Genomic DNA, 17,587 nt, shown 5'->3' on the forward strand with positions numbered 1-17,587 from the left:
TCAGTCTAGAGGCATTGAAAATTAGATAGATTCCAAGGCTAGCTTGAGATCCTCTATCAAGTCTTCCACATTTTCCAGACCGATAGAGAGACGGATTTGATTTGGTGTGATGCCTGCTGCCAGCTGAGCCTCTGGTGACATCTGACCGTGAGTCGTCGTAGCTGGATGGACGACCAGGGACTTAGCATCTGCTACATTGGCCAAGTCAGAGAAAATCTCTAAGCTGTCAATAACCTTACGAGCTTCTTTCTCCCCACCTTTGACATTAAAGGTGAAGATTGAGCCCACACCTTTAGGAAAATATTTTTCTGCCAGAGCATGATAAGGACTGTCAGCAAGCTTGGGATAATTGACCTGCTCAACCTTAGGATGCTCTGCCAGGAATTCCACAATCTTCTCTGCATTGGACACATGGCGCTCTACACGCAAAGAGAGAGTTTCCAACCCCTGCAGGAAGAGAAAGGCATTGAAGGGTGACATGGCTGCGCCGGTATCGCGCAAGAGCTGGGTCCGCACAGCAGTGACAAAAGCTGCTGCTCCGACATCGCGCGTATAACTAATATCATGATAGCTCGGATCTGGATCAACAAACTGCGGAAACTTGCCAGAAGCTTCCCAGTCGAAACGACCGCTGTCCACAATCACACCACCGATGCTAGTTCCGTGACCGCCGATAAACTTGGTCGCAGAATGCACCGCGATGTCCACTCCATGAGAAAAGACATTGATCAGATAAGGAGTGGCAAAGGTATTGTCGGAAATCAGCGGAATTTTATGAGCATGAACCAGCTCTGCCAAAGCATCAAAGTCAGGGATATTAATCAGTGGATTACCCAAGCTTTCAATCAGAACCAGCTTGGTATTGTCCTGAATAGCCGCTTCTACTTCAGCCAGATTTTCAATATCAACAAAAGTCGTGGTAATGCCATAGCGAGGCAGGGTTTCCTTGAGCAGATTAAAGGTACCGCCGTAAATGGTAGAGGCTGCTACTACATGGTCGCCAGCATGGGCTAAAGCTAGAATGGTGTAGGTAACAGCTGCCATACCAGAAGCTGTTGCTAAAGCTCCGACTCCACCTTCCAAAGCCGCAATCCGCTCCTCAAAAGCAGACAGGGTCGGATTGGTAATCCGAGTGTAGATATTGCCAGGTTTGCGTAGAGCAAAGAGATCTTCTCCTTCCTGAGTATCATCAAACACATAAGAAGTTGTCTGGTAAATAGGCAGAGCCCGTGACTTGGTTGTCGGGTCAACTGTCTGTCCGGCATGAAGCTGCAGAGTTTCAAATTTGAATTCACGTGTCATAAGGTCACCTCACTATAGTTATGTGATAAGTCTACCACTAAACGTCTCGCTTGACTAATAGAATTTCCTTATCAAAAGAAATAAAGAGAAGCTATATCTTATAGCTTCTCAGATATAATCTCAAAAGTCGCCTGATTGCTAGGCCAGTACAACTGCGACGAAACTTTGTCTAAAGCTACCCACTGAGCTCCCACATGCTCATCAGAAATCCGGATTTCCTTCTGTTCTGTCAGAACTAGAAAGAGATTTTTGTGAATGGTCAGATTTTCATCAATCTTTACCATAAAATCTCCAAGACTAGTCAGATTTGAACAAGCTAAGAGCAAACCGGTCTCTTCTTTTATTTCACGAAGGCAGGCTTCTTCTGGACTCTCGCCGCTCTCAATCCCACCAGTAATGGGCTGCCAAAAGGAAACTGTCTCAGCTTCCACTTTCAAGAGCAAGATTTCTCGTTCCTCTGGATGATAAATCCAGGCTTCAATCGACTGCCTCATCATGATTTTTTCTCAATCGGTGCTATGCTGGCCAGCACTTTCTTCAGACCGACTTCCGGGAAATTAATCTTGAGCTCTTGGCTATTGCCGTTGCCAGAGACTGCTAGAACTGTCCCATCGCCCCATTTCTTATGGTGGGCAATATCTCCAATAGCCCAAGCAACTTCTGGCTTAGATGGCTGGCTCTGACCGCTCTTTCCAAAAGGCAGACTGCCTGTAGAAATGGAACTAGGAGCCGCCTGACGCTTCCGTTCTTGCAGGGCCTGGGCCAGACTCATGCCCTGACCGAATTTGCTTGTATCGCTATTTGTATAACTGACCTTAAAGGAGCTATTTGCTGGTCGAGCCAGTCCCTGATAGTCTAGCAAGTCTGAGCTGATTTCTCTCAGGAAGCGAGTAGGATGATTATAGTTGGTTTTACCATAAAGCATACGGGAATTGGCGTTAGTCAGATAGAGAATTTTCTCTGCTCGAGTGATACCGACATAGGCCAAGCGCCGCTCTTCTTCCAATTCATCCTCATCTTCAGATGCACGGCTCAGAGGGAAGACATTTTCCTCCATACCAATCAGAAAGACGACTGGAAATTCCAATCCCTTGGCTGCGTGGAGGGTCATCAGAGTCACTTCGGAACTCTCCGTATCCCCGTCATCTGTGTCTGCGATCAAGGCTAAGTCATTGAGAAAACGGCTGAGCTTATCAAGACCAGACTCATCAGCAGGATTGTCTGGACTTTCGTCAAAGTTCTTGGTTACAGACAAGAATTCTTCGATGTTTTCAATCCTTGCTTGGCTTTCCAAGGTTGCCTGGGCAGCCAAGGCTGTAGCATAGCCTGTCTTTTCCAATACAGCCTCTACCAGCTTTGTCACTGTAAAGTCGTCTAAGCGCTCCCGCATATCCAGAAGCATATTGGCAAAATCATAAACCGCCTGAGCCGCCTTACCCTTGACTGGCGAAAGCAGGATATTGGCTGACGCATCCAGTAAAGAGATTTCCTGACTGGACGCAAAATTCCGAATTTTCTCCACCGTTCCTGGTCCGACACCACGCTTGGGCTCATTGACCACGCGCTCATAGCTGATATTATCGCTAGGATTGGCGATGAGATTGAGATAAGAAATAACATCGCGGATTTCCTTGCGGCTGTAGAACTTGGTTCCACCAACCATGGTATAGGGAATATTGGACTTGAGCAGGGCTTCCTCCACCGTCCGTGACTGGGCATTGGTCCGGTAAAGAACTGCAAAATCCTTATGACTGTATCCTTCTCGGCTCAGCTGATCAATAGTTCGGGCGACAAAAAGAGCCTCATCCTGCTCGTCATTAGCCCGATAGTAGACAATTTCCTCACCGTCTTCGTTTTGAGTCCAGAGATTTTTAGGACGGCGGTTGCGGTTGTTTCGGATGACTTCATTAGCTGCCTGAAGAATGGTCTTAGTAGAGCGATAATTTTCCTCTAGTAGGACTACCTTAGCTTCTGGATAATCCTTTTCAAAGTCTAGGATATTCTGCATATCGGCTCCCCGCCAGCCATAGATAGACTGGTCAGCATCTCCGACCACGCAGATATTCTTAAAGCGGGAAGCCAAGAGCTTGACCAGCTGATACTGAGCATGGTTGGTATCCTGATACTCATCCACATGGATATACTGGTAACGTTGCTGGTAGTAGGTCAGAACATCAGGATTTTGATCAAAAAGCCGCAGGGTCAGCATAATCAAATCGTCAAAGTCCATAGCCTCAGACTGGCGCAATTCCTTTTGATAGGCTGTGTAGCACTTGGCCACAATTTCTGTATACATATCATCAGCTAGATTTGCATAGGCCACCTCATCAATCAGGTCGTTCTTAGCATTGGAAATAGTCCCCAGAATGGCGCGCTCATTCCACTTTTTAGGGTCCAGATTGAGATTTTTAAGAATTCGCTTCATCAGAGTCCGCTGCTCACCTGGATCAACGATCGTAAAGTTGCGGTTGTAGCCAATATGGTCTGCTTCTCGCCGCAGAATGCGTACACACATGGAGTGGAAGGTAGCGATTAAGCAATCTTGGGCCTCCGTTTTGAGTTTTTCAGCCCTTTCTCTCATCTCCCGCGCTGCCTTATTGGTAAAGGTAATGGCAAGGATATTCCAAGGATTGACCATCTTTTCATCAATCAAATAGGCAATACGGTGGGTCAGGACACGGGTCTTACCCGAACCAGCTCCCGCCATTATCAGCAAAGGCCCTTCTGTTGTCTGAACCGCCTCAGTCTGACGGTCATTCATACCGTTTAATAAAGGATGCATTTTTCTTCCTCTTTCAAAGTCAATGCTACTATTATAACAAAAATCCTGATGAAGCTAAACCAGAAAGAAGAGGAATTCCTGATTTTAGATTAGATTTTCGACAAAGTCATCTAAGGCCCCCCTAAGCCCGACGGAAATTGAAAATCAGGTCTATTTTTGCTATAATATGCCCATATGAGACTTAGAGCATCTGTCCATAGATGACATTTTTTCGCAAGTCTCTTTTCCATTCTGCTGCCCCACTTAGAAAGAAAGGCTGTCATGAAAAATCCTAGTAACAATCTGAAGCTAGCGGAGAGAGGAGCCATCCTGTCCATCGCTACCTATCTGATTCTCTCCGCTGTCAAGATTATCGCAGGCTCGACCCTCCAGTCCTCCAGTCTGACGGCCGATGGCTTCAACAATGTATCTGATATCGTGGCTAATATCGCCGTTTTAATAGGCCTGCGTATGGCCAGAAAACCAGCCGACCGTGACCATCGTTTCGGCCATTGGAAGATAGAAGATCTGGCCAGTCTCATCACATCTTTTATCATGTTTTTCGTTGGATTTGATGTCTTGATTGAGACCATTCAGAAGATTATCTCCAACCAAGAGACTAAGATTGACCCAGTTGGTGCCGTGGTCGGAATCATCTCTGCAATCATTATGTTGGGTGTTTATTTTTACAATAAAACGCTAGCTAAAAAAGCTCACTCCAAGGCTCTGGATGCTGCAGCCAAGGACAACTTGTCAGACGCTGTCACTTCTATCGGAACTTCAGTTGCTATCATTGCCAGCGCCTTTAACTTTCCAATCGTTGATAAGCTGGCAGCCATTATCATTACCTTCTTCATTCTCAAGACGGCCTATGATATCTTTATGGAATCTTCCTTCAGCCTGTCCGACGGATTTGATGAAAGTCTGCTCCAAGACTATAAGCAAGCTATCCTAGAAATTCCTAAAATCACTCAGGTCAAGTCACAGCGTGGCCGGACCTATGGCAGTAATATCTATCTGGATATTATCTTGGAAATGAATCCGGATTTGTCTGTTTTTGAAAGTCATGAGATTGCGGACCAAGTTGAGGATATGCTTATGGAGCGCTTCGGGGTCTTTGACATTGACATTCATATCGAGCCCGCTCCCATTCCTGAAGATGAGTCGTTGGACAATCTTTACCCAAACCTGCTCATGCGCGAGCAGCTCGTGGAGCAAGGCAGCCAACTGGATACGCTTCTGTCCGCTGAATTTCTTTATATTTCTCAAGATGGCCGACAGCTGAACAAAGCTGAGTTTCAGGCAGAAAGAGCCTCAAAAACACCTATCAAAAACTTTGAACTGCTCTCTGTCAGCCAGAAAACCAAGCTCATCCGCTATGAAATGGACGGTGTCATCCATACCAGCCTTTGGCGCCGCCACGAAGTATGGCAAAACATCTTTCACCAAGAGACACGAAAAAACAACTAGACAGGCAGTCTGGTTGTTTTTTATGGTTATATCTCATCATATCTTTTACTTGTTTTTACAACTGCATCTCTAACCGCAGTAGACCACTGTCCTTTAATGGCTCCATCCAAAGTATCGTTAATGCCTGTCAAAGCTGATTTGCCTTCCTTAGCAACTTCGCTAATCTTTTTCTCAGCATTGGACTTTATAATATCACGTTTCTTCAGAGCTTGAGGAGCATAGACATTTCTAATCAAATTTTTTTCAATTTGTTTTTTTATCTCATTAAGACGAGCACTTAAATCATCTAAAGTTCCTTTTGTAAATACATCTGTAATTGTATCTATTGTTGTTCTTGCCATGCTGTATCACTTTCTTTCTATTTCTTCTTTTGATTATTTTCCTCTACAGCTATTCTCCGGCGTAAGTATGCCTCTTCCAACTGCTCATCTAGATATCTCCTCTCCTGCCGAAAATTTTCTTCTTCTTTTAAGACTTCTAACTCAAGAGTTCTTTGTGCTTGAACCAATACTTCTTCCGACATTATTTGATAAGATTCCATTTCTCTATTGAGAATCCTATAAAATTCCTGATCAGCATCTATAGTTTTTAAATAATACAAAGTTTCTTTATATTTTTCATCAAGAAGCTCTTTGACTGCACGCCAAGCTGTTTGAAAATAATCATCTCTCTTCTTAAATTCTTTTAACTTTGTACGGTGAAAATCTTCTAATTCATCAAGTTCTTGCTTTTTATTTTCAACTTCACGTTGTGCTAATTCAAACTTCTCCATTGATTGAACTCCCCTGCCAAAGCTGTGTCTTCTTCAAGTTTTTTATTGATTCCGGATGCAATTTGCTCTTTTAATCGAGCCATTTCGTCCAATAACTGGCTAGCTTGTTGAACCTTTTTTTCCAATGAACTTTCAACATCTCCGACAATGCTATCATTTGTTACACCGCCATCTGCAAAAGCCTCCTCTATCTCATAAGGGCTAAGACTGCTAACCATGAACGGCGACTTAGTAGTTTCAAAGAGAGCCTCAGCCTCCTCTACTCCTTTTTGCTTTTCAATCTTAATCTGATCAAGTGTTTGCTGTGCAGAACTTACTAAAGATTCTGCAGCAATCGTAGCTTGCTCACTGTCCAGAAAAATCTGCTCATTAGAACTCAAACCTCCACCGCTTTCGGTCAGCAGAGACTTCAATCCATAGTAGCGCATCATTCTGGCTTTCGTTTCTAAGAGGAGAATATTCCTGTTCCCTCGTGCATTATTTGTTACAATATTTCCATTTTCATCAATAAGCTGACCTTTATCATTGAATTGCCAAGTTTTGTAACTATGATATTTGTCACCCAAACTATAGATTTTATCAGCCTTTTCTTTCCAAGACAGGGACTTATCCTGCAATATTCCAATTGCTTCATCAATAAACCTAGCATCCGTCACATTGACATAGATGGCTACCCCAGTTTTATTACCCAAAATATTTCCCAGAATCAAATCATTGGGATTACGAAAATTACGAAATTGCTCTGGATGAGCCTGCATATAGGCTATTTCTTCTTCTGAAATAATATTATGAATATCTGGGCCGTTAAAGCCAACATTATTCCACCCCATTTTTAAGGCCGTATAAAGAGCCATAGACTCTCCCAAAGAATGACCATTCGTTGTTATAATAGCATTGGGGTTCTCTTGACGAACCTTTTTTTCTACTCGCTGGGCAAACTCTACTGCAGTCTTTGATTGAACTGGAACAATATTTTCTGTAAATTCTTTTTGAACTGCATTTTTAAAGTCCCCCTCCATTATACGCTTGATTACTCCATAGCCAGAAGGAACACCTACCATCATCGTATCAGTAAAACCCATACCTAGATTTTCAAGATCGTTCAGAATATCTTTTTTGTCTCCAAAATTGGTTCCAACATAAGAAACTACTACCTGACTGTAATCTACGTTTCCTTGACTGTCAATAGGGGCAACAGCCATCGCTTGCATACTATTATCCGTTGGTTCAGCATTATTACCCGTAGCGTCGATAACTTGAAATTGTCGGCCGTTGATGTCAATCGTTTCTCCAACCGATAATTGCTTATCAGGATTGTCTACTGGGTCAATCTCATAAACATATGTTGCAATTTTATTATAATCCGCATCTGTTATGTTCATCTCTTCTCTCCATAATATATAACATTTATTTGGGTTTCCGATAATTTTGTATAACTAGTTGGAACTTCCTTTCGTTTTAGTACCTCCGAGTTATTATGATAAGTTAACCCATAATGCTGTATATCGTAACTATCTTTTAAGTCTGTTGAAACTTCTATTTTATCGTTTACCGAGAAATAAATGAATCTAGGTCTACCAAATCCGCCTTTTGAAATACTTTCAAACTCTATTTTATGAACATCTTCAAAATTATTGACCAAAAATAAAGCAAGAGCCTCTTCTTGTTTTCTAATTATCTTTTTCTCTTCTGCTGTCAATGTTGCTTCCTCCTTCTGTTCTGTCTTTTTCTGCTGAGAGCAGGCACTAAGAAGCCCTAACCCCAAAAATCCAATAAATACTATCAAAAGTAATTTAAGTATTTTCATAAATATTCCCTTCCTTTATAGAGCATACAACCTTCAACTATACTAATACAACTTTAATATATTATAGCAAAAAAATTATAAAACTAGCAAGCGTTTACATTTTTTTGCAATCCCTTTAATATAAATCAAACTAAAAGCTATTCATCAAAAACGTTGAACTGCTTTCTGTCAGCCAGAAAACCAAGCTCATCCGCTATGAAATGGACGGTGTTATCCATACCAGCCTTTGGCGCCGCCACGAAGTATGGCAAAACATCTTTCACCAAGAGACACGAAAAAACCAGTCTGATGATTAAGTCAGTCTGGCTTTTTCATTGCAACACATCCTTCATTTCCCTGTATAATAGATAACAGTAATACTATCTAGACTTTGCAAATTTGTTGGTTTCTCTTTAGCTTTCAGGCCGTCTTTTTCAGGATTGTCAGACAAATAATAGTTGTCATAGCTATCATCTAGGTCGGTATAAATCTTTATCTTATCATTAACAAGTAAAGCAACATATCTTGCCTGTCCAAAAGGCTTTCTTGAAATCTTTGTAAATTCAATTTTTTCAACACTTTCATAGTGATTCAGTATAAATAAAGCCAGCCCCTCTTCCTGGTTGCGCACCTTTACTTTTTCCTCAGTCGTCAGCCAAGCATTTTCTCCAGAGTAAATAACATCCGTCTCACCTGTATCTTTAAAATTTGTGACCTTCTCTTTCTTTTTCAGACGAAAAGTCAATTCTGTAGAATCAGTGCGAGAACTATCATTTATATTATAGTTTTTATCCTTTGAGTCCAAAGAAATGTGTGGTATATAGCTGGTGTCATTTACAATCACACTAACAGAACTTGCTTCCCAGAACTTTCCCTTAGAAAATTCATCAAATTCAATTTTTTGAACATCTTCATAATGATTAATGATATAAAGTGCAAGCTTTTGCTCTTTCTTATGAAGCTCAGTCATTTCTGTATCTGACATCCATATTTTTTCACCATCTCTATTTACTATGCTGCTACATGCAGTCAGAAAACTTAGAGCCAGTATAGCCAAAAATAATAATTTTTTCTTTCTTGACTTCAAGAGCAGTCTCCTTTAGCGGTCTTTTGATATTAGTATACCACATCAGAACAAGTATCTTTATGTTTACTTGTAACTTTAAAGTTGATTTTCAAAGAAAAAAACCAAGGCTTGCCCTGCCTTGGTTGAAAATAGACTTCAATTTACTTATTCTTAATAAAACCAAATTCATTAAGCGGTGAGAGTCGGAACTCCACCACTCCCTTGATTTGACTGGCTTTGATGAGCCCAAATTCTCGGCTGTCCTTCGTATTTTCCCGTCGATCATTAAGAATCAAATAAGAATCTTTAGTAATTTTATCAGACTTTGAGCCCTTCAAATCCATAACAGAGAAATCATGAGTATAGTAACCCGAACTTCCTGCTGAAGCTAGATATTTCTCGCGCATTTTCTCAATGTATTCTTCCGACATGACCTGACCGTTCAGGTAAAGGAGATTGTCCATATAGGTTACCTGATCTTTTTCCTGGGCAATAACTCGGCCAACGTAGTCTTTGCCGTCCACTTCATAGAGGACAAAGTCACCACGCTTGATGTCTTGCTTCCTCGTCGCCAAGACCAAGTCATTCTTTGCCAAATAGGAATTGCTGTCCTGCTCCGTCACCCGATAAGGCGTATAAATAAAAACTCTCAGCCCTATAATGATAGCTGCCAGTACTGAAAAAATAATGATATTTCTTAATAAATCTCTCTTTAACATTCGTCTCCCCCATCTCTTTTATACCATTATATCATTTTTAGACAAAATAGACAAAGGTACAATTTTATTTCAAAAATCAATTCTCAAACTTGTTCTTCTCTCAAGTAAGATAAGTGGTATCGCATAGACAAGAAAAAAACCGATGATTTTCCAATCAACGGTTCTTTTTTGTTGTCTTAGATTAACGTACTGTACGGATGCGCATTGTGTTGGTACGAACTGCTTCACCAAGTGGCACACCAGCAACAATAACGATATCATCGCCAGATTCAACCAAGCCTTGCTCAACTGCAATCTTTTCAGCGATTTCAAACATATCATCTGTGTTAGATGGAGTTTCAGTAGTCACTGGAATAACACCCCAGTTCAGCATAAGACCACGTTGAGTCAATTCGTCAAAAGTGATAGCTAAGATATCAGCATTTGGACGGTATTTAGAAATCAAGCGAGCTGTGTGACCTGTCTTAGTAAGAGTAACCACCAACTTGATATCCATTGAGTTTGTAGCATCTTTAACTGCTGAAGCCATAACTTCAGTCTTAGAGTTGCGCTCAAAGTTGTCAGTTGTCAAACGACCATATTCGTTAAGAAGGGTTTGAGCATTCTTATCGATAGTAGCCATTGTTGTTACTGACTCAAGTGGGTATTTACCATTTGCAGACTCGCCTGAAAGCATAGTTGCATCAGTTCCGTCGATAACAGCGTTAAATACGTCTGATACTTCTGAACGAGTTGCACGTGGTTTTTCTGTCATGGTTTCAAGCATGTTAGTTGCTGTGATAACCACTTTACCAGCTGCATTTACCTTAGTGATGATCATTTTTTGGTAAACTGGAACCATTTCAAATGGTACTTCGATACCCATGTCACCACGGGCAATCATGATACCGTCAGCAGCTTCAATGATTTCGTCCAAGTTATCGATACCTTGTTGGTTTTCGATTTTCGCGAACAATTGAACGTGTCCATTACCAGTTTCTTCACAGATTGCACGAACTTCGTTGACGTCTTTTGCAGTACGTACAAATGAAATCGCGATGAAGTTGATTCCTTGCTCAAGACCGAAGCGGATATCGTCATTGTCACGCTCAGCAAGTGCTGGGAAAGGAATCTTAGTGTTAGGAATGTTCACACCTTTTTGCTTAGCAATGATGCCGTCATTTTCAACTTCTACTTCAAATTCACGAGTAGCATCGTCTTTAGCGATAACACGAAGACCAAGTTTACCATCGTCAACCAATACTTGACGGCCAACTTCAACATCATCATAGATGTCCAATCCACCAGCAACGTTCAAAGCAATTACTTCACGAGTAGACTTGATGCCTTGCTTAGTAGCAACACGGATTTTTTCACCAGTCTTGTATGAATACTCTTTTGCATCGCCTTCGAACAATTCTGTACGAATTTCTGGTCCTTTTGTATCAAGAAGGAAACCAACCTTTTGGCCGGCAATTTCTTCTGCACGCTTAACAGTTGCCATGCGCTCTCCTTGCTCAGCATGGTCACCGTGTGAGAAGTTGAAACGGAATGTGTTTGCGCCAGCTTCAATCAGCTTAGCAATGTTTTGAGCTGATGCTTCAACATCCAGCTTTTCTCCCCAATATCCGTCATCACCGAATTTTTTACCACCGCGGATTTCTACCGCAGGACCTAATGTTGCAACGATTTTTACACGTTTATTCATGATTGTATGAAACTCCTTCTTCTATTTGGCCTCTTGGCCTGAATAACAAATAATAATTAAATATTGATGCTGCGGTTCAAATCAGCCAAGTCCAGATCAGCCTTGTGCGGATTATTGACAACAATCTTGCCTTCAGCAGTCAAGCTAAAGAGTGCTCCTTCTTCAGCAGTTCCCAGAATTGGGCTTTCAACCATCTGCTCATTGCGGATTCCAACAGCAACTCCGCCGATACCTTCTTTAAGCAGTTTAACAGCATGTGCTCCCATACGAGATGCAAGAACACGATCACGCGCAGTCGGTGAGCCTCCACGCTGGATATGTCCGAGCTCTGTGACACGCAAGTCGCTCATATCGCCAGCTTCTTTCAGCTTCTCAGCAAATTCATCCGCTGACATGACACCCTCAGCCAAGACGATGATGTTGTGTTTCTTACCCTTGGCATAGCCATTCTTAATGCTTTCAACAACTTCTTCGATCTTGAAACCTTCTTCAGGAACGATGATTTCGTCCGCACCAGATGCAATACCTGCCCAAAGAGCAATATCACCAGCATTACGACCCATTACTTCGATAACGAAAGTACGGCGGTGACTGGATGAGGTATCCCGAATCTTGTCAATCGCATCCATAGCTGTAGTAACAGCAGTATCAAAACCGATAGTGAAGTCTGTTCCGACGATATCATTGTCAATGGTTCCTGGAACACCAACAGCTGGGAAGCCATGCTCTGTCAAGCGCATCGCACCATGGTAAGATCCATCACCACCGATAACAACGACACCTTCGATTCCATGTTTTTTAAGCTGCTCAATCCCTTTCAGCTGCCCTTCAACTTGGGCAAACTCAGGGTAACGAGCAGAGTGAAGGAAAGTTCCACCGCGAGAAATAATGTCACCAACTGATGTTGCATCAAGTGGGTAAATCTCGCCAGCTACCATTCCAGCGTAACCATCATAAATACCGTAAACTTCCATTCCTTCGGAAATTGCTTTACGAACAACCGCACGGATGGCAGCATTCATACCAGGGGCATCACCACCACTAGTCAAAACAGCAATACGTTTCATTTCGCTTTTTGCTCCTTTTTCTTTTTAACATTCTTATAGATTATACCACAATCATCATGAAAATTCTCTTATTTTCCATATTTTTTAACGAAAAATCGTTTTCATAGTATAATTCTTCAATTCCTCTTGCAGCTGCTCCGATTTCTCCACTCGAAAATGCGGTGCAGACATGGTTCGCTTCTCATCTTCATAACGCAGGACAACCGGAATATTACCGGGGTATTTCTGCAAAATCTGAGATATTTCTCGATCATGTTCATGGCCAGCAAGTTTTATCCAGAACCGTTCTGTAGTGGCTTCTTCTATATCTGACAAGACCAACTGTAAGCGGCCATCCCGCTCCTGCACCTTGCCGGTCAAGTAGTAAATCCCCTTCTCCTTAATACGTTCGGCCAACTGACGATAGCTATCAGGAAAAAGGGTAACATCCAGTTTTTTCTTCGTATCTGAAACCTGCAAGAAAGCCATATTCTCGCCCTTTTTGGTCCGGATAGTCTTAATAGACTGGACTTCAGCCAGAATCCTAGCTCTGCTATTTTCCGTCAAATCACTAATCCAGCTAAAGGGCTGGTCCGCTTCTTTGGCCAGTTTAACCAAGGGGTGATCGCTAAGCCCCACACCGATAATGCTCTGTTCCAGCTCAAACTTTTCAGCATCGCTAAAATCCTGAGCCTCTGTCCAAGAGTAGGTCGTATCCGCAAAGAGGCTGCCCAGCTCATCCGCAAATACAAATAGATTAGGCAGATTGGCTAGAATTTTTTGTCGATTTTTCTCAAAACTGTCAAAGAGCCCCAGCTGGATCAGAGGAGTCAGCAGCGGAATCTTATGGTAATTCTGAGGCAGGCGCAGAATAAAGTCTTCCACCCCAGTAAAGGCGGCATTTTGTCGCTCTTCAATAATCCAGTAAGCCAAATCCCTAGGCAGGCCTTTGATATTTTTCATGCCTAAAAATATCTTCTTAAACTGAAACTTATCATGGTAGGGAATATTGTTGATACTGAGCGGCGCTGTCTCAAAGTCAAAACTCAAGGCATCGGTGATATAGTCACTGCTTGAATAATTGAGCATGACATCAAAGAAAACATCTGGATAGTGAGCCTTGAAGTAAGCAAGCTGAAAAGCCAGAGCTGAGTAAGCATAGGCGTGGCTGCGGTTAAAGCCATAGCCAGCAAACTTCTCCATAATAGCAAAGACTTCCTTGGCTTTGGATTCCGAGTGACCTAGCTTGAGAGCACCTGCAACAAAGTCCTCCTGCATGCGGTGCATTTCAGCAGCGCTTTTCTTGCCCATTGCTCTTCGTAAAATATCGGCTTTCCCTAGACTAAAGCCACCAAAGCGCTGGGCCACCTGCATGACTTGCTCTTGGTAGAGCATGATACCGTAAGTCGGAGCTAGAATATCAGCCAAACTTTCATCAATTAACTCCACCTGCTCCAACCCATGCTTTCTCTTGACAAAATTGTCGATGTAATCACTGGCTCCAGGACGATTGAGAGAGGTTGTGGCCACTACTTCCTCAAAGCGAACCGGCTGAACCCGCTTGAGCAGACTGATGGCACCCGGCTGCTCAAACTGGAAAATCCCCTTGGTCTGGCCAGCCGCAAAGAGTTTCAGAGTGTCTGCATCCTCCAAGTCAATCTCTGCAATCTCAATATCTACCTTATATTTTTTCAGGGTTGCTTCTTTCATCCGCTGGACAAAGGTCAGATTGCGCAAGCCCAGAAAATCCATCTTGAGCAGTCCATTGCTCTCCACACCGTGGGCATCATATTGGGTGATATACATGTCCTCACCGTATTTGAGCGGTATCTGGTCTGTCAGGTCATTGTCGCTCATCACAACGCCAGCTGCATGGATAGAAGTCTGACGGGGATGACCTTCGATCTTTTTAGCAATATCAAAGGCTTTTTGATATTCCAGCTTACTATTGATAATCTGACGAAAGGCCATGTTTTTCTCATAAGCAGAGGTCAGACTATCCCCGAAGCGGATTTTCTTGGTAATATTGGTCAGCTCATACTCTGGTAGACCGAAACGCTTGAAAACATCGCGAATGGCTTGCTTGGCTCCAAAGGTCGAGTAGGTCACAATCTGAGCCGCATGCATACTGCCATAGCGGTCACGAACATAGCGGATAAACTCCGGCCGGTAAACATCAGGAATATCGATATCAATATCGGGCATGGTATAACGCTCTAGATTTAGAAAGCGCTCGAAAAGCAGGTTATTCTTGACTGGATCGATCCCAGTAATCTCCAAAGCATAGGCCACTAGACTGCCGACAGCAGATCCTCGACCCATACCCATATAGTAGCCCTGACTGCGACCAAAGCGCAGCAAATCCCAGACAATGAGAAAGTAATCATCAAAGCCCATCTGATGAATGACATCCAGCTCCTGGTCCAGCCGTTCCTGATAAAGTTTACCTGCTAAACCGCGTTTTTTTAAGCCAGCTTCGGAGCGCTCCCGCAACTCTTCCACGGCTGGTCGCTCCCGATTAAAGCGGGGCAGTTTCAGCTCCCTATTGATATCATAGTGAACATGACGGACTAGCTTCTCAAGATTAGCCAAACTCTCTGGGAAAGTTTCCTTAAAAGCTCCTGCCAGAGCATCTGGTGCCAACAAAAACTCATGATTGGGAAGGCTGCCAATCTCCCGCAGGCTGGCATTTTCTCGGATAGCCCGGAGCATCTGCAAGGTTTCCAAATCCCCCGTGTCAAAATATCGGACGGTATGCAGGGGCAGGGTTGGCCGACCGAACTCCTGCTTAGGCGTTGCTGGAAAGACACCAACATAAAAATCCAACCCCAAATCCAGATCTGCTACTCCGTTAAAAGCAGGAACAATCACAGCCACCCCCTTAAAGAGATGCTGGAAATCCTCCCAGTTTTTTTGTCCCATCATCTTGAGAGTCGAGACTTTCATCAGATTGCGATAGCCCTGACTGTCTAAGGCCAGCAGACGGAGATGAAGCTCCTGCTCTGCCTTGATCAGACTCAGCTCCAAGCCTAAAAGTGGCTGCAGTCCCGCAGATTCGGCTTCCTCTAAGAAATGATAGGCTCCATAGAGATTGTCCACATCCATCATGCCCAGATGACTGTATCCTAAGTCCTTGGCTTTCTGCACATATTTCTTTATCGGGATCAAGCTATCCATAAAACTGTAAACAGTTTTGGTATCAAGTTGTATTACCACATTATTCTCCTTGAACACGCTTTGCTTCTTCTTATAACTATTATACCGCAATTCACTGAATGAGGGAAATAGGAGTTTGACTGAACAGAAAGATTCCATTCCCTCTTTCCGGCTTTCTTTGCCATTTTCCTAAGGAAAAGGTATAATAATTATAAATTGAAGAAAATAAAGGAGATATGTATGAATCAGTATCCTCTGGTCTATCTTGACCATGTCCATAAAAATTATGGCGACGCACCCGCCCTCTATGATGTGAGCTTAAACATCCAACCTGGCAGAATTATCGGACTTCTAGGTCCTAATGGAAGCGGCAAGACAACTATTATCAAGCTTATCAATGGTCTCTTGCAGCCGACCTCTGGTCATATTTATCTCAAAGGCGTCAAACCTTCTCCTGATACCAAAAGAATCGTTTCCTATCTGCCAGATACGACTTATCTGAGCGACAGCTCCAAAGTAATCGAAGCTGTAAAATATTTCCAAGATTTTTATGATAATTTTGACAGCACGAAAGCCATGCAGCTTCTAAAGGATCTTCATATCGATCCTCAAGCACGCATCGGAAGCCTTTCAAAAGGAAACAAGGAAAAAATGCAGCTCATTCTGGTCATGAGCCGCCATACGGAACTGTATATCCTAGACGAGCCTATCGGTGGTGTTGATCCGGCTGCTCGTGACTATATCCTGCAGACCATCATCCAAAACCGCACACCGCAGTCTTCTGTCATCATTTCCACCCACTTGATTGCAGATATCGAGCCAATCTTGGATGAAGTAATCCTGATTAACCAAGGTCAGATCTTTTTGCATGAAAATGCTAATCAGCTGCGTCAACAGTACAATCAATCCATTGATAATCTCTTCCGCAGCCAGTTTCGCTTTTATTAGGAGGTCTTCATTATATGTTTGGAAAACTGTTTAAATACGACTTTAAGTCTAATTACAAATGGTATTGTATCACCTTTGCCATTCTTCTGTCTCTCTCTATCTTGATGGGATTTATAACTGGCAGCAGCTTGAGACCTGAGGTCATGGAACGCTATAGTGACTACCCAATGGCTACTAGTGGTGTTATTTTCACTTTATACCTACTCTTCCTCTTGCTTTTTTCTGCATCCTGCGCTGTCTTTCTGTCCAATACCATCATTATCATCCGTCGGTTTTATAAAAATGTTTTTGGGCGAGAAGGCTACCTGACTTGGACCTTGCCGGTTACGCCGCATCAGATTCTTCTGTCTAAACTTCTTTCCGCATTTGTTTGGACCCTCTTGTGTATGCTAACCATGTTTATTAGCGGCCTTGTCATTTTTGGCATTGCCCTCCCTATTACAGGCTATTCATTTAATGAGATTTTTAAATATATTGGCGAAATCCCAGATTTATGGCTTTGGATTGTCAAATACGGCTTCCTTAATCTCCTTCAAATCCTTTCTGGTATCCTCTTCTTTTATCTAGCAATCTCAGTCGGACAGCTATTTAAGAAGAATCGGATTATGATGGCTGTGCTTTTCGGATTTTTGATTTGGAGTGTTCTGGCGGTCCTGTCAATCTTCTTACCTAGTTTCTTAAATCCGTACGGCCTATTTTCTCCATACGATTATAGTCACTCCGATACGGATTTTGAAATGATGCTAGATGCCTTTCTTATTATCCGAATCGTCTTTGAACTGGTCAAAATTTTTGGTTTCTATTTTACAATCCATACCATTGTAAAAAACAAACTAAATCTGCAATAAGCAAAACAAGGTTGAAACAAAACGTT

15 protein-coding genes and 1 pseudogene are annotated in these 17,587 nt (G+C 42.6%); 4 read left to right on the plus strand and 12 right to left on the minus strand.

The genetic code is table 11. The features are described from left to right. Positions 1-21: 21 nt before the first annotated feature. From DQM55_RS07455 to pcrA, 3 genes are all read right to left on the minus strand, one after another. On the minus strand, positions 22-1,302 hold the full coding sequence (locus DQM55_RS07455) for an O-acetylhomoserine aminocarboxypropyltransferase/cysteine synthase family protein (RefSeq protein ID WP_111676000.1): 1,281 nt from the start codon (positions 1,300-1,302) through the stop codon (positions 22-24). A gap of 98 nt (positions 1,303-1,400) precedes the next feature. Next, complete coding sequence (locus tag DQM55_RS07460) at positions 1,401-1,799, minus strand: NUDIX hydrolase (RefSeq protein ID WP_111676001.1); 399 nt, start codon at positions 1,797-1,799, stop codon at positions 1,401-1,403. Next, complete coding sequence (gene pcrA / locus DQM55_RS07465) at positions 1,796-4,084, minus strand: DNA helicase PcrA (protein WP_111676002.1); 2,289 nt, start codon at positions 4,082-4,084, stop codon at positions 1,796-1,798. Before pcrA ends, DQM55_RS07460 begins: the two co-directional genes overlap by 4 nt. Positions 4,085-4,345: 261 nt before the next feature. On the opposite strand from pcrA, the gene DQM55_RS07470 reads away from it, so the two are divergent. Next, positions 4,346-5,533 (plus strand): cation diffusion facilitator family transporter, encoded by a 1,188-nt coding sequence (locus tag DQM55_RS07470; protein WP_111676003.1) that lies wholly within the window; start codon positions 4,346-4,348, stop codon positions 5,531-5,533. A gap of 26 nt (positions 5,534-5,559) precedes the next feature. On the opposite strand, the gene DQM55_RS07475 is transcribed toward DQM55_RS07470, so the two are convergent. The 4 genes from DQM55_RS07475 to DQM55_RS07490 are packed head-to-tail and all read right to left on the minus strand — an operon-like array spanning position 5,560 to position 8,112. Further along, positions 5,560-5,874 carry a hypothetical protein gene (locus DQM55_RS07475; RefSeq protein ID WP_061592771.1) on the minus strand — a complete coding sequence of 105 codons (315 nt, stop codon included), beginning with the start codon at positions 5,872-5,874 and terminating at the stop codon, positions 5,560-5,562. Positions 5,875-5,891: 17 nt separating this feature from the next. Further along, the gene (locus DQM55_RS07480; protein ID WP_002915515.1) at positions 5,892-6,305 is read right to left on the minus strand and encodes a hypothetical protein; all 414 of its coding nucleotides are present in this window, start codon (positions 6,303-6,305) and stop codon (positions 5,892-5,894) included. After that, entirely contained in the window at positions 6,287-7,687 is a 1,401-nt protein-coding gene (locus DQM55_RS07485) for a hypothetical protein (protein ID WP_061592770.1), read from the minus strand. The genes DQM55_RS07480 and DQM55_RS07485 overlap by 19 nt, the downstream gene beginning before the upstream one ends. After that, on the minus strand, positions 7,684-8,112 hold the full coding sequence (locus DQM55_RS07490; protein WP_061592769.1) for a hypothetical protein: 429 nt from the start codon (positions 8,110-8,112) through the stop codon (positions 7,684-7,686). The genes DQM55_RS07485 and DQM55_RS07490 overlap by 4 nt, the downstream gene beginning before the upstream one ends. 143 nt (positions 8,113-8,255) lie before the next feature. Here DQM55_RS07490 and DQM55_RS07495 point away from each other — a divergent pair. After that, positions 8,256-8,408, plus strand: a pseudogene (locus tag DQM55_RS07495) (cation-efflux pump); the annotation flags it as partial. Positions 8,409-8,440: 32 nt separating this feature from the next. On the opposite strand, the gene DQM55_RS07500 reads toward DQM55_RS07495, so the two are convergent. The 5 genes from DQM55_RS07500 to DQM55_RS07520 all read right to left on the minus strand — a co-directional run bounded on the left by DQM55_RS07500 (position 8,441) and on the right by DQM55_RS07520 (position 15,825). Further along, positions 8,441-9,178 carry a hypothetical protein gene (locus tag DQM55_RS07500; protein WP_061588935.1) on the minus strand — a complete coding sequence of 246 codons (738 nt, stop codon included), beginning with the start codon at positions 9,176-9,178 and terminating at the stop codon, positions 8,441-8,443. Positions 9,179-9,318: 140 nt separating this feature from the next. Continuing rightward, positions 9,319-9,876, minus strand: a complete 558-nt coding sequence (gene lepB / locus DQM55_RS07505) for a signal peptidase I (protein WP_061588934.1) — start codon at positions 9,874-9,876, stop codon at positions 9,319-9,321. Between the two features lie 181 nt (positions 9,877-10,057). After that, positions 10,058-11,563, minus strand: coding sequence for a pyruvate kinase (gene pyk, locus DQM55_RS07510; RefSeq protein WP_002902760.1), 1,506 nt, complete (start codon positions 11,561-11,563; stop codon positions 10,058-10,060). A gap of 56 nt (positions 11,564-11,619) precedes the next feature. Next, positions 11,620-12,630 carry a 6-phosphofructokinase gene (gene pfkA / locus DQM55_RS07515; protein WP_002895919.1) on the minus strand — a complete coding sequence of 337 codons (1,011 nt, stop codon included), beginning with the start codon at positions 12,628-12,630 and terminating at the stop codon, positions 11,620-11,622. A gap of 84 nt (positions 12,631-12,714) precedes the next feature. Then, a complete protein-coding gene (locus tag DQM55_RS07520; RefSeq protein WP_331811289.1) occupies positions 12,715-15,825 on the minus strand; it encodes a DNA polymerase III subunit alpha in 3,111 nt (1,036 codons plus the stop codon). A 180-nt stretch (positions 15,826-16,005) separates the two neighbouring features. On the opposite strand from DQM55_RS07520, the gene DQM55_RS07525 reads away from it, so the two are divergent. Beyond that, the gene (locus DQM55_RS07525; RefSeq protein WP_061588931.1) at positions 16,006-16,713 is read left to right on the plus strand and encodes an ABC transporter ATP-binding protein; all 708 of its coding nucleotides are present in this window, start codon (positions 16,006-16,008) and stop codon (positions 16,711-16,713) included. A 14-nt stretch (positions 16,714-16,727) separates the two neighbouring features. After that, positions 16,728-17,561, plus strand: a complete 834-nt coding sequence (locus DQM55_RS07530; RefSeq protein WP_002925296.1) for a lantibiotic ABC transporter permease — start codon at positions 16,728-16,730, stop codon at positions 17,559-17,561. The last annotated feature ends 26 nt before the right edge of the window (positions 17,562-17,587 follow it).

The sequence above is a fragment of the Streptococcus sanguinis genome, assembly GCF_900475275.1.
GTDB lineage: Bacteria > Bacillota > Bacilli > Lactobacillales > Streptococcaceae > Streptococcus > Streptococcus sanguinis_N.

Excerpts from the sequence above, each read along its gene's own strand:
- DQM55_RS07455 (WP_111676000.1), bottom strand. The coding sequence starts at position 1,302 with ATGACACGTGAATTCAAATTTGAAACTCTGCAGCTTCATGCCGGACAG.
- DQM55_RS07460 (WP_111676001.1), bottom strand. The coding sequence starts at position 1,799 with ATGATGAGGCAGTCGATTGAAGCCTGGATTTATCATCCAGAGGAACGA.
- pcrA (WP_111676002.1), bottom strand. The coding sequence starts at position 4,084 with ATGCATCCTTTATTAAACGGTATGAATGACCGTCAGACTGAGGCGGTT.
- DQM55_RS07470 (WP_111676003.1), top strand. The coding sequence starts at position 4,346 with ATGAAAAATCCTAGTAACAATCTGAAGCTAGCGGAGAGAGGAGCCATC.
- DQM55_RS07475 (WP_061592771.1), bottom strand. The coding sequence starts at position 5,874 with ATGGCAAGAACAACAATAGATACAATTACAGATGTATTTACAAAAGGA.
- DQM55_RS07480 (WP_002915515.1), bottom strand. The coding sequence starts at position 6,305 with ATGGAGAAGTTTGAATTAGCACAACGTGAAGTTGAAAATAAAAAGCAA.
- DQM55_RS07485 (WP_061592770.1), bottom strand. The coding sequence starts at position 7,687 with ATGAACATAACAGATGCGGATTATAATAAAATTGCAACATATGTTTAT.
- DQM55_RS07490 (WP_061592769.1), bottom strand. The coding sequence starts at position 8,112 with ATGAAAATACTTAAATTACTTTTGATAGTATTTATTGGATTTTTGGGG.
- lepB (WP_061588934.1), bottom strand. The coding sequence starts at position 9,876 with ATGTTAAAGAGAGATTTATTAAGAAATATCATTATTTTTTCAGTACTG.
- pyk (WP_002902760.1), bottom strand. The coding sequence starts at position 11,563 with ATGAATAAACGTGTAAAAATCGTTGCAACATTAGGTCCTGCGGTAGAA.
- pfkA (WP_002895919.1), bottom strand. The coding sequence starts at position 12,630 with ATGAAACGTATTGCTGTTTTGACTAGTGGTGGTGATGCCCCTGGTATG.
- DQM55_RS07525 (WP_061588931.1), top strand. The coding sequence starts at position 16,006 with ATGAATCAGTATCCTCTGGTCTATCTTGACCATGTCCATAAAAATTAT.
- DQM55_RS07530 (WP_002925296.1), top strand. The coding sequence starts at position 16,728 with ATGTTTGGAAAACTGTTTAAATACGACTTTAAGTCTAATTACAAATGG.